The sequence below is a fragment of the Pseudomonas sp. TE3644 genome (assembly GCF_056278815.1).
Window position 1 is genome coordinate 5,724,569 of sequence record NZ_JBWBQF010000001.1, and the last position, 14,506, is coordinate 5,739,074.

General features: G+C 63.5%; 10 protein-coding genes. All 10 read left to right on the top strand.

Annotated features, from left to right (window positions below):
• Positions 1-121: 121 nt before the first annotated feature.
• The 10 genes from dsbD (at position 122) to ACZ9GA_RS25390 (ending at position 14,297) form a co-directional block, all read left to right on the top strand.
• Positions 122-1,897, top strand: coding sequence for a protein-disulfide reductase DsbD (gene dsbD, locus ACZ9GA_RS25345; protein ID WP_457359950.1), 1,776 nt, complete (start codon positions 122-124; stop codon positions 1,895-1,897).
• Between the two features lie 447 nt (positions 1,898-2,344).
• Positions 2,345-2,800, top strand: a complete 456-nt coding sequence (gene accB, locus ACZ9GA_RS25350; protein WP_457359948.1) for an acetyl-CoA carboxylase biotin carboxyl carrier protein — start codon at positions 2,345-2,347, stop codon at positions 2,798-2,800.
• A gap of 17 nt (positions 2,801-2,817) precedes the next feature.
• On the top strand, positions 2,818-4,179 hold the full coding sequence (gene accC, locus ACZ9GA_RS25355; protein ID WP_457359946.1) for an acetyl-CoA carboxylase biotin carboxylase subunit: 1,362 nt from the start codon (positions 2,818-2,820) through the stop codon (positions 4,177-4,179).
• A 408-nt stretch (positions 4,180-4,587) separates the two neighbouring features.
• On the top strand, positions 4,588-5,466 hold the full coding sequence (prmA, locus tag ACZ9GA_RS25360) for a 50S ribosomal protein L11 methyltransferase (RefSeq protein ID WP_457359944.1): 879 nt from the start codon (positions 4,588-4,590) through the stop codon (positions 5,464-5,466).
• A 40-nt stretch (positions 5,467-5,506) separates the two neighbouring features.
• Positions 5,507-6,739, top strand: coding sequence for a DUF3426 domain-containing protein (locus tag ACZ9GA_RS25365; RefSeq protein ID WP_457359943.1), 1,233 nt, complete (start codon positions 5,507-5,509; stop codon positions 6,737-6,739).
• A 224-nt stretch (positions 6,740-6,963) separates the two neighbouring features.
• On the top strand, positions 6,964-7,977 hold the full coding sequence (dusB, locus tag ACZ9GA_RS25370) for a tRNA dihydrouridine synthase DusB (RefSeq protein WP_457359941.1): 1,014 nt from the start codon (positions 6,964-6,966) through the stop codon (positions 7,975-7,977).
• Positions 7,974-8,294: a DNA-binding transcriptional regulator Fis gene (gene fis / locus ACZ9GA_RS25375; RefSeq protein WP_008368706.1), complete on the top strand. Its 321-nt coding sequence runs from the start codon at positions 7,974-7,976 to the stop codon at positions 8,292-8,294. The genes dusB and fis overlap by 4 nt, the downstream gene beginning before the upstream one ends.
• 79 nt (positions 8,295-8,373) lie before the next feature.
• Positions 8,374-9,981, top strand: a complete 1,608-nt coding sequence (gene purH / locus ACZ9GA_RS25380; protein WP_027979644.1) for a bifunctional phosphoribosylaminoimidazolecarboxamide formyltransferase/IMP cyclohydrolase — start codon at positions 8,374-8,376, stop codon at positions 9,979-9,981.
• Positions 9,982-10,111: 130 nt separating this feature from the next.
• A complete protein-coding gene (gene purD / locus ACZ9GA_RS25385; RefSeq protein WP_457359939.1) occupies positions 10,112-11,398 on the top strand; it encodes a phosphoribosylamine--glycine ligase in 1,287 nt (428 codons plus the stop codon).
• A gap of 124 nt (positions 11,399-11,522) precedes the next feature.
• On the top strand, positions 11,523-14,297 hold the full coding sequence (locus ACZ9GA_RS25390) for a response regulator (protein WP_457359937.1): 2,775 nt from the start codon (positions 11,523-11,525) through the stop codon (positions 14,295-14,297).
• Positions 14,298-14,506 lie beyond the last annotated feature (209 nt).

The following is a 14,506-nucleotide window of genomic DNA, read 5'->3' on the forward strand; positions in this document are numbered from 1 at the left end:
AGGCCAGCGCAGCCTGGCGGCAGCGGCTACCGGGGCTGGCAAGATCGGGTTACAACCCTGTCACCTGCATGCCCGGGCCCGCTGGGCTATGATGCGCAGACTTTTGCTTTGCGAGATTGCCATGCGCCGCCTGCTTTGCCTCTTTTTACTGGTGCTGTCCCTGCCCGCTTTCAGTGCTGGCCTGCTGGACAGCCGCCCCAGCGCCACCCTGGGCAGCGCGCTGAACAACAGCAGTGATTTCCTGCCCGTTCATCAGGCCTTCCAGCTCAACGTCAGCAAAACCACGCCTGAAGCCATTGTCCTGCAGTTCGTCGCCACCGATGGCTATTACCTGTACCGCCATCGTTTCCAGTTCAAGCCCACCCCGGCAGACATCAAACTCGGCGCACCGCAAATTCCCGATGGTGAGAAAAAGCACGACGAGTACTTCGGCGACGTCGAGGTGTACCACGGCATTGTCGAGATCACCCTGCCCCGCGATCCCAAGGACACCCGCCCGTTTACCTTGGCCGTAACCTACCAGGGCTGCGCCGACAAAGGCCTGTGCTACCCGCCGGAAACCGAAAAACTGGCGATCGATGGCGGCGCCGCGCAAGCCCAGGTCACGGCAGGCACAGCACCCGCCAAAGGCTGGGACTGGAAGGACCTGCTGCTGTATTTGCTGGGCGGCATCGGCCTGACCTTCACGCCGTGCGTGTTGCCCATGCTGCCGATTCTGTCGGCGGTGGTAATGCGCGGGCAGACCAGCCGCCTGCGCCGCTACACCCTGGCCTTGGCCTACGTGCTGCCCATGGCCCTGTGCTTTGCCATCCTCGGCGCGCTGATGGGCCTGTTCGGTGCCAGCCTCAATCTGCAGGCACGCCTGCAGTCGGCCTGGGTACTGGGGCCCTTTGCGCTGTTCTTCGTGCTGTTCGCGGTGTCGATGTTCGGCCTGTTCGAGCTCAAGCTGCCCGCCGCGCTGACCCATCGGCTGGACCGCATCGCCGGCAACACCCAGGGCGGTTCGCTGTGGGGCGCCGCGGTGATGGGCGTGCTGTCCAGCCTGCTGGTGTCGCCTTGCGTTTCCGCGCCCCTGGCCGGGGCGCTGCTGTACATCAGCACCACGGGCGACGCCCTGGGCGGTGCGTTGAAGCTGTTCGCCCTGGGCCTGGGCATGGGCATCCCGTTGATGGCCGTGGCCATCGGTGGCGTGACCTGGCTGCCGAAAAGCGGCCCGTGGCTGGTAGTGGTCAAGAACGCCATTGGGGTCCTGCTGCTGGGGCTTGCCATCGGCCTGCTCAGCCGCGTCCTGCCGGGCCCGGTCACCTTGCTGCTGGTCGGGTTGCTGGCGGTGGGTGTGGGCCTGTTTTTGGGTGCCCTGGAGTTCACCTCCAAAGCTCCCCGCCGGCGTCTGGCGCAGTTGCTGGGCCTGCTGTTGGTGGTCTACGGCCTGGCTTGCTGGTACGGCGCGCTCAGTGGCCAGGGCGATCCGATGCGCCCATTGCCTGCGCCAGCCACTGCCGCCGCCACAGCTGAAACCGCCAGCACCTGGCAAACCATCACCACGCCGGCACAACTGGACCAGGCCCTGGCTGCGGCGAAACAGGCCGGCAAGCCGCTGGTACTGGACTGGTACGCCGACTGGTGCATCAGCTGCAAGGTGATCGAACACGAAGTGCTGACCCACCCCGAGATCAAGACGCGCCTGGCCGGCTACCAGCAAATCCGCTTTGACGTCACCGACAGCAACGCCGAGCAACGTGCGCTGCTGGACCGCTACAAGCTGTTCGGCCCCCCTGCCCTGATGTTCTTTGCTGCCAACGGCGACGAAATTGACGCCGCCAAGGTGATCGGCGAGATCGACACAGCCGGCTTCCTGCAAAAAATCGCCGTTGCCGACAGCCAACGCACGCCATAAGCCCTCAGGCCGGTGCAATTCCGGCCCGAATGACCGTTTTACACAAGTTAGTCACAAATTTTATGCGAACATCGGGCAACGTGCTGTCTATTGTGCTTGACTGGACAGTCGTTGCCCCAGTGCGGCATAGTCACCCCGCCAGTACCCTCTGGCCCATGCAGGGAGCCCGCGAATGAAGATGATCCACTGGTTTTCGCTTGAGTTGCCCTTGGTATCAACGCAAAACGTGACGCGCCGCCAAGAGTGAGCATCCCACTCTTCGACGTGCGATTGTCCGACAGGCCATTCGCAGAATCTGCGCCATCAGCCCGGCAGTGCCTCACGGCCACCGGGCTGGTCAGCGACCTTGGCGCCAGCGCACACGCAGACTGGCTGGGAGGTCGCCTTGAAACTTGTATGTACACACTACCTGAACGCCCCTGACCGACCCTTGGGAGTTGATGATTTATGGATATTCGCAAAGTAAAGAAACTGATCGAGCTGCTGGAAGAGTCCGGCATCGACGAGCTGGAAATTCGTGAAGGCGAAGAGTCCGTACGAATCAGCCGCCACAGCAAAACCCCGGCCCAGCAGTACTACGCGCCAGCTCCAGTAGCCGCCCCGGTGGCTGCACCGGTTGCCGCCGCTGCCCCAGCTGCCGCCGAAGCGCCAGCCGCGCCAAAACTGAACGGCACCGTTGCCCGTTCGCCAATGGTCGGTACCTTCTACCGCAAAGCTTCGCCAGCCTCGCCAGCCTTCGTTGAAGTCGGCCAGACCGTGAAGAAAGGCGACACCCTGTGCATCGTCGAAGCGATGAAGATGATGAACCACATCGAAGCTGAAACCAGCGGTGTGATCGAATCGATCCTCGTTGAAGACGGCCAGCCGGTTGAGTTCGACCAGCCGCTGTTCACCATCGTTTGAATCGCGGAGAGCCAACGATGTCCCAACCTGCGAAATTGGAAAAAGTCCTGATTGCCAACCGCGGCGAAATCGCCCTGCGGATCCTGCGTGCCTGCAAGGAAATGGGTATCAAGACTGTTGCCGTCTACTCCAAGGCCGACAAGGAGCTGATGCACCTGGGCCTGGCAGACGAATCCGTTTGCATCGGTCCGGCACCGGCTGCGCAATCCTACCTGCACATCCCGGCGATCATCGCTGCCGCCGAAGTGACCGGCGCTACCGCCATTCACCCAGGCTATGGCTTCCTGGCTGAAAACGCCGACTTCGCCGAACAGGTCGAAAAATCGGGCTTCGCCTTCATCGGCCCGAAAGCCGACACCATTCGCCTGATGGGCGACAAGGTATCGGCCAAGCACGCCATGATCGAAGCCGGCGTGCCGACCGTTCCAGGTTCCGACGGCCCGCTGCCGGAAGACGAAGAAGAAGCCCTGCGCATCGGCCGTGAAGTCGGCTACCCGGTGATCATCAAGGCCGCCGGTGGCGGTGGTGGTCGCGGCATGCGCGTGGTGCACAAGGAAGAAGACCTGATCGCCTCGGCCAAGCTGACCCGTACCGAAGCCGGTGCTGCGTTCGGCAACCCGATGGTGTACCTGGAGAAGTTCCTGACCAACCCACGTCACGTGGAAGTTCAGGTGGTGTCCGACGGCCAGGGCCACGCCGTGCACCTGGGCGACCGCGACTGCTCGCTGCAGCGCCGTCACCAGAAGGTACTGGAAGAAGCTCCGGCACCGGGCATCGACGAAGAAGCCCGCCAGATGGTCTTCGCCCGCTGCGTCAAGGCGTGCATCGACATCGGCTACCGCGGCGCCGGCACCTTCGAGTTCCTGTATGAAAACGGCGCGTTCTATTTCATCGAAATGAACACCCGCGTACAGGTAGAGCACCCGGTATCGGAAATGGTCACCGGCATCGACATCGTCAAAGAGATGTTGAGCATTGCCGCCGGCAACCCACTGTCCTTCACCCAGGACGACGTGGTCATCCGCGGTCACTCGCTGGAATGCCGTATCAACGCCGAAGACCCGAAAAACTTCATTCCTAGCCCAGGCACGGTCAAGCACTTCCACGCCCCAGGCGGCAACGGCGTTCGCGTCGATTCGCACCTGTACAGTGGCTATGCCGTACCGCCGAACTACGATTCGCTGATCGGCAAGCTGATCACCTACGGCAAGGACCGCGACGAAGCCATGGCGCGCATGCGCAACGCCCTGGACGAAATCGTGGTGGACGGGATCAAGACCAACATCCCGCTGCACCGCGACCTGACTCGCGACGAAGGTTTCTGCAAGGGTGGCGTCAACATCCACTACCTGGAACACAAGCTGGCTGCCCAGAAGTGATTCACGGTTGTAGATAGCTGCACAAGAAACCGGCCCTCGTGGCCGGTTTTTTTATGGAAAGTGCCCGCCTGGCGATTTTTGGGGTAGCGAAGATCGCGCGCCGCCCGCGCGGCGCTTCCCGGGCACAGCCCGGTCCTACATTTGTTTCGGGCCAGTTTTTCCTGCGAGATCACCTCGACCGCTTTGTGGGACCGACACAAATCGGCAGCGAACCAACAAGGCGGGCCAGGTGATGTCCCTGACATGACTGGCGCGAAACAAATGTAGGACCGGGCTGTGCCCGGGAAGCGCCGCGCGGGCGGCGCGCGATCTCGAACACGCCAAAAAAACCCCGCCTGGCCCCCCGCCTTCACCCTCATTCTCTAGTAAACTCCCCCGCTTTAGCTCCCGATTCCAAAGGTACCCGCCATGCCCTGGCTACAAGTCCGTCTGGCCATCAGCCCAGAACAAGCCGAAACCTACGAAGACGCCCTGCTGGAAGTCGGCGCCGTTTCGGTCACCTTCATGGACGCCGAAGACCAGCCTATCTTCGAGCCAGAGCTCAACACCACGCCGCTGTGGACCCACACCCACCTGCTGGCGCTGTTCGAAGCCGACGCACAGCCTGACAGCGTGTTCGCGCACCTGGAACTGCTGACCGGCGCCGCCCTGCCCGAGCACCACGCCGAAGTCATCGAAGACCAGGATTGGGAACGCAGTTGGATGGACAACTTCCACCCGATGCGCTTCGGCCAGCGCCTGTGGATCGTGCCAAGCTGGCACGCGGCCCCCGAGCCTGGCGCGGTCAACCTGCTGCTGGACCCGGGCCTGGCATTTGGCACCGGCACCCACCCCACCACCGCACTGTGCCTGGAATGGCTGGACGGCCAGGACCTGACCGACTGCAACGTGCTGGACTTCGGCTGCGGCTCGGGCATCCTCGCCATCGCCGCACTGCTGTTGGGCGCCAAGGAAGCCGTGGGCACCGACATCGATGTGCAAGCGCTGGAAGCCTCGCGTGAAAACGCCGGCCGCAACGGCGTTGCCGAAGACAAATTCCCGCTGTACCTGCCCGAAGACCTGCCACAGGTGCAGGCCGACGTGCTGGTGGCCAACATCCTGGCCGGCCCGCTGGTGTCCCTGGCACCGCAGCTCAGCACCCTGGTCAAGTCGGGCGGCCGCCTGGCGTTGTCGGGCATCCTCGCCGAACAGGGCGAAGAAGTGGCCGCGGCCTACGCTGCCGACTTCGATCTGGACCCTATCGCCAATCGCGACGGCTGGGTACGCATCAGTGGTCGTCGCCGCTGAGACGGCCTAGAATGGCTGCCTGCATAATCCGGACCCGCGCATGACCGACAGTTTCGTCACCCAGTGCCCCCATTGCCAGACCAGCTTCCGCGTCAGCCACAATCAATTGAGCGTGGCCCGCGGGGTGGTGCGTTGCGGCGCCTGCCTGCAAGTGTTCAACGCCGCCCGGCAACTGCTGGAGCAAAGCGCTGGGCGACAGCAGCAGCCTGCCGCACCCGAGCCTGCTGCACCTGAACGTCGCGCCACGCCCATCAGCCTGCGCGAATGGTCGGCCAATGAGCTGGACCTGGACCAACTGGACCTGGATGGCGAGCTCGCCCGCCTGGAGCAACGGGAGATCCAGCCCGCCAAGGTCTTCCGTGACCAGCCGCCGCGTGAAGAGTCGTTCAGCGCCAGCCGCGACGACGCCCATGACGAGTGGCACGACAAGCCGTTCGGCACCCATGGCGACGAAGAGGAACTGCACGACGATGACCCGGCGCCGCCGATCATCGAGCGCGAGCCACCGCTGGACGAAGCACCGCCGGCCATCGACGAGCGCACTGAACCCTCGCTGTCGCTGGAACCGCCGACACACGACGAACCGGCGATTGGCAAGCTGCATGCCGACGACGACCTTGCGCCGCGAGGGGACCGCCTGTCGGCCCTTGATGACGACGATGAGCCTGACGAACCGGCGCCACGCCAGGGCAAGCACAAGCACGAACGCAGCGAACCCAACCTGCGCGACGCCCCGCTGCTGGACCTGATCGACGACCCGCTGCAACTGGACTGGCAGAAACGCGATACGCCCTGGGGCAAGCGTTTGCTGTGGCTGCTGTTGACGCTGATCGCCGCATTGGCGCTGGCCGGCCAGTACGTGTGGTACCACTTCGACGAACTGGCCCGCCAGGACCAGTACCGTCCGTGGTTCCAGCAGCTGTGCCCAAGCGTGGGCTGCACCGTGCCTTCCAAGGTCGACATCGACAAGATCAAGAGCAGCAACCTGGTGGTGCGCAGCCACCCGGACTTCAACGGCGCACTGGTGGTGGATGCGATCATCTACAACCGGGCGGCGTTCTCCCAGCCGTTCCCCCTGCTGGAGCTGCGCTTTGCCGACCTCAACGGTCACCTGATCGCCAGTCGTCGGTTCAAGCCGGGCGAATACCTGTCGGGCGAGTTGGCCGGACAGGCGGAGATGCCGCCGCAGACGCCGATCCACATCTCCCTGGACATCCTGGACCCGGGCGCGAAAGCGGTGAACTACAGCCTGAGCTTCCGCTCCCCCGAGTGATGGCCCTGACGCAGCCTTCGGCAGCTGCTACATCACCCTGTAGCAGCTGCCGAAGGCTGCGTCCGACCTCACCACCGACTGTCGCGTGGCAACCAAACCACCCGGCATAAGCCAATAGTTGTTCAGATTTTATCCAAAACGATCTTTATCCGGTCACCGAGAGCGGGTATTATGCCCACCCTTTTTCGAACTCTAATGATCCGGCCCCACAACAGGGAACACCTATGTCGGCGGTACGCATCGGCCCATATACATTGAATAACGCCCTGATCCTCGCCCCAATGGCAGGGGTCACGGACCAGCCCTTCCGTCAGCTTTGCCGACGGATGGGTGCAGGCCTGGTTGTATCAGAAATGGTCACCAGCGACATGAGCCTGTGGAACAGCCGCAAGTCGCGCCTGCGCATGATTCACGAAGGTGATCCCGAGCCGCGCTCGGTACAGATCGCCGGTGGTGACGCGCAGATGCTGGCCGCGGCAGCACGGGCCAACGTCGAGATGGGCGCCCAGATCATCGACATCAACATGGGCTGCCCGGCGAAGAAAGTCTGCAACAAGGCGGCAGGTTCCGCTTTACTGAAAGACGAGGCACTGGTGCAGGAAATCCTGCACGCCGTGGTTGCCGCCGTCGAGGTGCCGGTCACCTTGAAGATTCGCACCGGCTGGGACCGTTCGAACAAGAATGGCATCACCGTTGCACGCATTGCCGAACAGGCAGGCATCAGCGCCCTGGCCGTTCACGGCCGCACGCGCGCCGACCTGTACACCGGCGAAGCCGAATACGACACCATTGCCGCCATCAAGCAGGCGGTGTCGATCCCGGTCTTTGCCAACGGCGACATCGATTCACCGCAAAAGGCCCGGCACGTCCTCGACGCCACCGGCGCCGACGGTTTGCTGATTGGCCGGGCTGCCCAGGGGCGGCCGTGGATTTTCCGCGAAACCGAGCATTACCTGCGTACCGGCGAACTGCTGCCGGCACTGCAATTGAGTGAAGTGGAACAGATTCTGCTGGAACACCTGGCTGCGCTGCACGCCTTCTACGGTGATGTGATGGGCGTGCGTATCGCCCGCAAGCATGTCGGGTGGTACCTGGCCACCTTGCCGGGCGCCAAGGAATTTCGCGCCCAGTTCAATCGTTTGGAAGAGACGGAAGCGCAGTGCGCCAACGTTCGCCGGTTCCTCAGCGAATGTAACGAGAGCCCTGTGAAAGGGGACGGACAGGGGGTGGCCGCATGACGATGATGACCGAGACTTTAGTGAGTGGAACAACGCCCGTGAGCGACAACGTCAACTTGAAACAGCACCTCAACACGCCCAGCGAAGAGGGTCAGACCCTTCGTGGCAGCGTCGAGAAGGCGCTGCACAATTATTTCGCCCATCTTGAGGGCGCTGCCGTCACTGACGTGTACAACCTGGTGCTTTCCGAAGTCGAGGCCCCCTTGCTCGAAAGCGTGATGAATTACGTCAAGGGCAACCAGACCAAGGCCAGCGAGATGCTGGGCCTGAATCGCGGTACCTTGCGCAAGAAGCTCAAGCAATACGATCTGCTGTAAGCATGCATTCAAACCAGAAAAGGCGACCTGTCCAGGGTCGCCTTTTTTGCTGACTCCTCTGCTTTAGACGGAAATTGAAATGACCGACCAGACTACCCGCCTGCCCGTCCGCCGCGCTTTGATCAGCGTCTCCGACAAGACCGGTATCCTTGAATTCGCCCGTGAACTCGAAGCCCTGGGCGTCGAGATCCTGTCCACCGGCGGTACCTTCAAGCTACTTGCGGACAACGGCGTTGCCGCAGTGGAAGTGGCGGATTACACAGGTTTTGCCGAAATGATGGACGGCCGGGTGAAAACCCTGCACCCGAAAATCCACGGCGGCATCCTGGGCCGTCGCGGCATCGACGACGCCATCATGAGCGAGCACGGCATCAAGCCGATCGATCTGGTCGCGGTCAACCTCTACCCGTTTGAAGCCACCATCAGCAAGCCAGGCTGCGACCTGCCGACCGCCATCGAGAACATCGACATCGGCGGCCCGACCATGGTCCGCTCCGCTGCCAAGAACCACAAAGACGTGGCGATCGTGGTCAACGCCAGCGACTACGGCCAGGTGCTGGCCAGCCTGAAAGACGGCGGCCTGACCTACGCCCAGCGCTTTGACCTGATGCTCAAAGCGTTCGAGCACACCGCTGCCTACGACGGCATGATCGCCAACTACATGGGCACCGTGAACCAGGCCGCCGAGACCCTGAGCACTGAAGGCCGCAGCGAATTCCCGCGCACCTTCAACAGCCAGTTCATCAAGGCCCAGGAAATGCGCTACGGCGAGAACCCGCACCAGAGCGCGGCGTTCTACAAGGAAGCCAAGCCGGCCGAAGTGGGCATTGCCACTGCCGAGCAGCTGCAGGGCAAGGAACTGTCCTACAACAACGTGGCCGATACCGACGCCGCGCTGGAATGCGTGAAGAGCTTCGTCAAGCCGGCCTGCGTGATCGTCAAGCACGCCAACCCGTGCGGCGTGGCCGTCAGCCCTGACGCCGAAGGCGGCATCCGCCAGGCGTACGAACTGGCCTACGCCACCGACACCGAATCCGCGTTCGGCGGCATCATTGCCTTCAACCGCGAGCTGGACGCCGAGACCGCCAAGGCCATCGTTGACCGTCAGTTCGTGGAAGTGATCATTGCCCCGTCGGTCAGCGCCGAAGCCCGCGCCATTGTGGCCGCCAAGGCCAACGTGCGCCTGCTGGCCTGCGGCGAGTGGTCGGCTGACCGCGCCGCTGCCTGGGACTACAAACGCGTCAACGGCGGCCTGCTGGTACAGAGCCGTGACATTGGCATGATCAGCGCCGACGACCTGAAAGTGGTGACCAAGCGCGCCCCGACCGAGCAAGAGATCCACGACCTGATCTTCGCCTGGAAAGTGGCCAAGTACGTGAAGTCCAACGCCATCGTCTACGCCAAGAACCGCCAGACCATCGGTGTCGGCGCCGGCCAGATGAGCCGCGTCAACTCCGCGCGCATCGCTGCCATCAAGGCCGAGCACGCCGGCCTGCAGGTTCAGGGTTCGGTCATGGCATCGGACGCGTTCTTCCCGTTCCGTGACGGCATCGACAACGCGGCTAAAGTGGGTATCACTGCGGTGATCCAGCCAGGCGGTTCGATGCGCGATGCTGAAGTGATTGCTGCTGCCGACGAAGCCGGCATCGCCATGGTCTTCACCGGCATGCGCCACTTCCGCCACTAAGTGATCGTTGGCGGTTCGTTAACCTGTGGGAGCGGGCTCTGCCCGCGAAGAGGTCACCACCGACCCTTTCGCGGGCAGAGCCCGCTCCCACAATAGAACGACCGCCACCTACTGAATTCGAGGTTTTGACATGAACGTATTGATCATCGGCAGCGGCGGTCGTGAACACGCCCTGGCCTGGAAAGTAGCCCAGGACCCACGCGTCGAGAAAGTCTTCGTCGCCCCCGGCAACGCCGGCACCGCCATCGAAGCCAAGTGCGAGAACGTCGCCATCGACGTGCAGGCCATCGAGCAACTGGCCGACTTCGCCGAGAAAAACGTATCCCTGACCATCGTCGGCCCGGAAGTACCCCTGGTTGCCGGCGTTGTCGACCTGTTCCGCTCGCGCGGCCTGGACTGCTTCGGCCCGACCAAAGGCGCGGCCCAGCTGGAAGGCTCCAAGGCGTTCGCCAAGGACTTCCTGGCGCGCCACAAGATTCCGACTGCCGAATACCAGAACTTCACCGAGATCGAGCCAGCCCTGGCCTATCTGCGTGAAAAAGGCGCGCCGATCGTGATCAAGGCCGACGGCCTGGCCGCCGGCAAGGGCGTGATCGTGGCCATGACCCTGGCCGAAGCCGAGGACGCGGTACGCGACATGCTGGCGGGCAACGCCTTTGGTGACGCCGGTTCGCGCGTAGTGATCGAAGAGTTCCTGGACGGCGAGGAAGCCAGCTTCATCGTCATGGTCGACGGCAAGAATGTACTGCCAATGGCCACCAGCCAGGACCACAAACGCGTCGGCAACGGCGACAGCGGCCCGAACACCGGCGGCATGGGTGCCTACTCCCCTGCCCCTGTGGTAACCGCTGACGTGCACCAGAAGGTCATGGACCAGGTGATCTGGCCGACCGTGCGCGGCATGGCCGAGGAAGGCAACGTTTACACCGGCTTCCTGTACGCAGGCCTGATGATCGACAAGGCGGGCAACCCCAAGGTCATCGAGTTCAACTGCCGCTTCGGCGACCCTGAAACCCAGCCGGTGATGCTGCGCCTGCAGTCCAGCCTGGTACTGCTGGTGGAAGCCGCCATGGCCCAGGCCCTGGACAAGATCGAAGCCCAGTGGGACCCACGCCCAAGCCTGGGCGTAGTGTTGGCCGCTGGCGGCTACCCTGGCGACTACGCCAAGGGCGCTGCCATCGGTGGCCTGGACGCCGCCGCGCAACTGGCCGGCAAAGTGTTCCACGCCGGTACTGCACTTAAGGACGGTCAGGTCGTGACCTCCGGCGGCCGCGTACTGTGCGCCACCGCCCTGGGCAACACCGTTGGCGAGGCCCAGCAACAGGCGTACGCCCTGGCTGCCAAGATCGACTGGGAAGGCTGCTTCTACCGTACCGACATTGGCTACCGCGCCATTGCCCGCGAAAACGGTCAGTAATCCCCGCGCCTAAGCCTGAAGTACCGGGTTTTCCCGGTACTTTCAGGCCGTTCGGCCACTTGCCCTACGCTTTATCCACCGCGCATAGTTATACTCAGTCATTAACCTTGGAAGGGATTTCGCTGTGCGCTGGCTCAGGATCGCCATTTCATCGATAGTCAGTGTACTGACGCTGCTCTGCGTAAGCCCGGCCCAGGCCGAGTCCAGCAGCGGCTGGTCGGTATTGCTCGATGAACACGCACGCCTGCAGTTGAGCGACATCCGCTCCGACCGATTCCAGAACCAGTTCAGCCCCATCGAGCTCAACCAACTGGTTGCCAGCGGGCCCAATGCCGCCCAGTGGCTGCATTACCGCCTGCCCCCGCCTGCCCACGAACAAGTGGTGCGCATCTATGCGCCCGACCTTGCCGACCTGGATTTCTACGTCCTGGACGGTGATCGGCTGATCAGCCAGCGCCGCAATGATGCCGGCGTGCCCGGCGGCGAGCCGTCGTTCGCCAACACCGACATCATGCTGCCCGTGCCGGTCAGCCAGAAGCCGTTGGACCTTTACCTGCGCCTTACTTCCGAACACCAACTGCGCCCCAGCGTCAGCCTTATGCCCGCCATCGGCGCCGCCAGCGACCAGCGCGAAACGCTATTGATGGGCCTGCTGTTCGGCTGTCTGGCCATGCTAGTGGTCCACAACCTGGCGCGCTACGCCTACAGCCGCTCCAGCAGCAGCCTGTGGCTGGCGGCCTCGGAAGCCTTGCTGACCCTCAGCGCCGCCATCCTGCTCAACCTCAGCGGCCCCTGGTTCGATACCTGGCACTCGCTGCGCACCACCGGCAGCTACCTGGCGCTGATGCTGGCGGCCATTTGCTGCGTATTGTTCACCCAGCGCTTCTTCGCGCCGCGCTCCACGCCGCTGATCGACCGCCTGCTGACCGCCGCCAAGCTGCTGATCGGCCTGAGCGGGCTGATGGTGCTGCTGATTGACGGCCTGCCCATCAACTCCATCACCTACTCGATGATGGTAGTGGGCGGCCTGGCGATGCTGCTGACCTCCGCGTATCACTGGCAGCAGGGCTACCGCCCGGCGCGCTTGTTCACTTGCGCCATGCTGTTGCTCAACCTGGGCGTGCTGATCGTGCTGCCGGCCCTGCTGGTGCTCACCCGCACGCCGCCACAGTGGCTGGCGCTGGGCCTGATGGCGGTGGGGGCGCTGACCGGCCTGATGCTGAACACCGCCCTCAGCGAACGCCTGCGCAACATCAGCGAAGACCGCTTCAGCGCCAGCCGCGAGTTGGCCGCCAGCAACGCCGAGGTCAACGCCAAGGCCGAGTTCCTGGCCCGCATCAGCCATGAAATCCGCACACCGATGAACGGCGTGCTGGGCATGACAGAGCTGCTGCTGGGTACGCCGCTCTCCGTGAAGCAGCGTGACTATGTGCAAACCATCCACAGCGCCGGCAACGAACTGCTGACCCTGATCAACGAGATTCTCGACATCTCCAAGATCGAGTCCGGGCAGATCGAGCTGGACGACGTGCAGTTCGACCTCAGCGCGCTGATCGAAGACTGTCTGAACATCTTCCGCGCCAAGGCCGAGCAACAGAACGTGGAGCTGATCAGCTTCACCCAGCCCCAGGTGCCCCAGGTGATCAGCGGCGACCCCACGCGCCTGCGCCAGACACTGCTGGCCTTGCTGGACCACGCGCTGAAGAAGACCGACCAGGGCGAAATCCTGCTGGTGGTGGCCCTGGACCAACGCAGTGGCGAGCCGCGCCTGCGCATCGCCGTGCAGGACAGTGGCGTCCCCATCCCGCGTGACGAGCGCGAGGCACTGCTGCACAGCGAACTGCACAGCAAAAACCTGCTATCGGGCAATGAAGTGGGCGGCCACCTGGGCCTGGTCATCGCCCGCCAGTTGATCCTGCTGATGAAAGGCGAGTTCGGCATCAAGAGCGGCAGCCAGCAGGGCAGCACCCTGTGGTTGACCCTGCCGCTGGACCCCGAGCGTCTCGAGCACCCTACCCTGGACCTGGACAGCCCGCTGCGCGGCGCACGCGTGCTGGTGGTGGACGACAACGACACCTGCCGCAAGGTGCTGGTGCAGCAATGCGGCGCCTGGGGCCTGAACGTCAGTTCGGTGCCGTCGGGCAAGGAGGCACTGGCGCTGCTGCGCACCAAGGCGCACCTGCGTGACTACTTCGACGTGGTGTTGCTGGACCAGAACATGCCCGGCATGACCGGCATGCAGCTGGCGGCCAAGATCAAGGAAGACCCCAGCCTTAACCACGACATCCTGATCATCATGCTCACCGGCATCAGCAATGCGCCGAGCAAGATCATCGCCCGCAATGCCGGGATCAAGCGCATCCTGGCCAAGCCCGTGGCCGGCTACACGCTGAAAACCACCCTGGCCGACGAGCTGGCGCAGCGCAATCAGGGCGAACAGCTCACACCGGTCTCGCCCAGTATCGCTGCCAGCAGCATCACCGTGCCCGCCGACTTCCGCATTTTGGTGGCCGAGGACAACAGCATTTCCACCAAAGTGATCCGTGGCATGCTGGGCAAGCTCAACGTGTCCCCCGACACCGCCAGCAACGGCGAAGAAGCCCTGCGCGCGATGAAGGCCGAGCGCTACGACCTGGTGCTGATGGACTGCGAAATGCCGATCCTTGACGGCTTCTCAGCCACCGAGCAACTGCGTGACTGGGAACGTGGCACCCAGCGCGAGCGTACGCCAGTGGTGGCGCTGACCGCGCACATCCTCACCGAACACAAGGAACGCGCCCGCCAGGCGGGCATGGACGGACACATGGCCAAGCCGATCGAGCTGTCGCAACTGCGCGAGCTGATCGAGCACTGGGTAGCTCAACGCGAACTGGGCCAGGACCGCGCCAGCAATTCCTGACGCCCCGTAGCCGCTGCCGCCAGGCTGCGCTGGCCGGTGTGAACCCTAAAGTTCCCTAGCGAGGCACTAGGCCAGCGCAGCCTGCGGCAGCGGCTACAGGCGATCCATGTAGCCGCTGCCGCCAGGCTGCGCTGGCCGGTGTGAACCCTAAAGATCCCTAGCGAGGCACAAGGCCAGCGCAGCATTCGGCAGCGGCTACAGGCGATCCA

Coding starts and splice junctions, on each gene's coding strand:
- dsbD (WP_457359950.1), top strand. CDS start 122: ATGCGCCGCCTGCTTTGCCTCTTTTTACTGGTGCTGTCCCTGCCCGCT.
- accB (WP_457359948.1), top strand. CDS start 2,345: ATGGATATTCGCAAAGTAAAGAAACTGATCGAGCTGCTGGAAGAGTCC.
- accC (WP_457359946.1), top strand. CDS start 2,818: ATGTCCCAACCTGCGAAATTGGAAAAAGTCCTGATTGCCAACCGCGGC.
- prmA (WP_457359944.1), top strand. CDS start 4,588: ATGCCCTGGCTACAAGTCCGTCTGGCCATCAGCCCAGAACAAGCCGAA.
- ACZ9GA_RS25365 (WP_457359943.1), top strand. CDS start 5,507: ATGACCGACAGTTTCGTCACCCAGTGCCCCCATTGCCAGACCAGCTTC.
- dusB (WP_457359941.1), top strand. CDS start 6,964: ATGTCGGCGGTACGCATCGGCCCATATACATTGAATAACGCCCTGATC.
- fis (WP_008368706.1), top strand. CDS start 7,974: ATGACGATGATGACCGAGACTTTAGTGAGTGGAACAACGCCCGTGAGC.
- purH (WP_027979644.1), top strand. CDS start 8,374: ATGACCGACCAGACTACCCGCCTGCCCGTCCGCCGCGCTTTGATCAGC.
- purD (WP_457359939.1), top strand. CDS start 10,112: ATGAACGTATTGATCATCGGCAGCGGCGGTCGTGAACACGCCCTGGCC.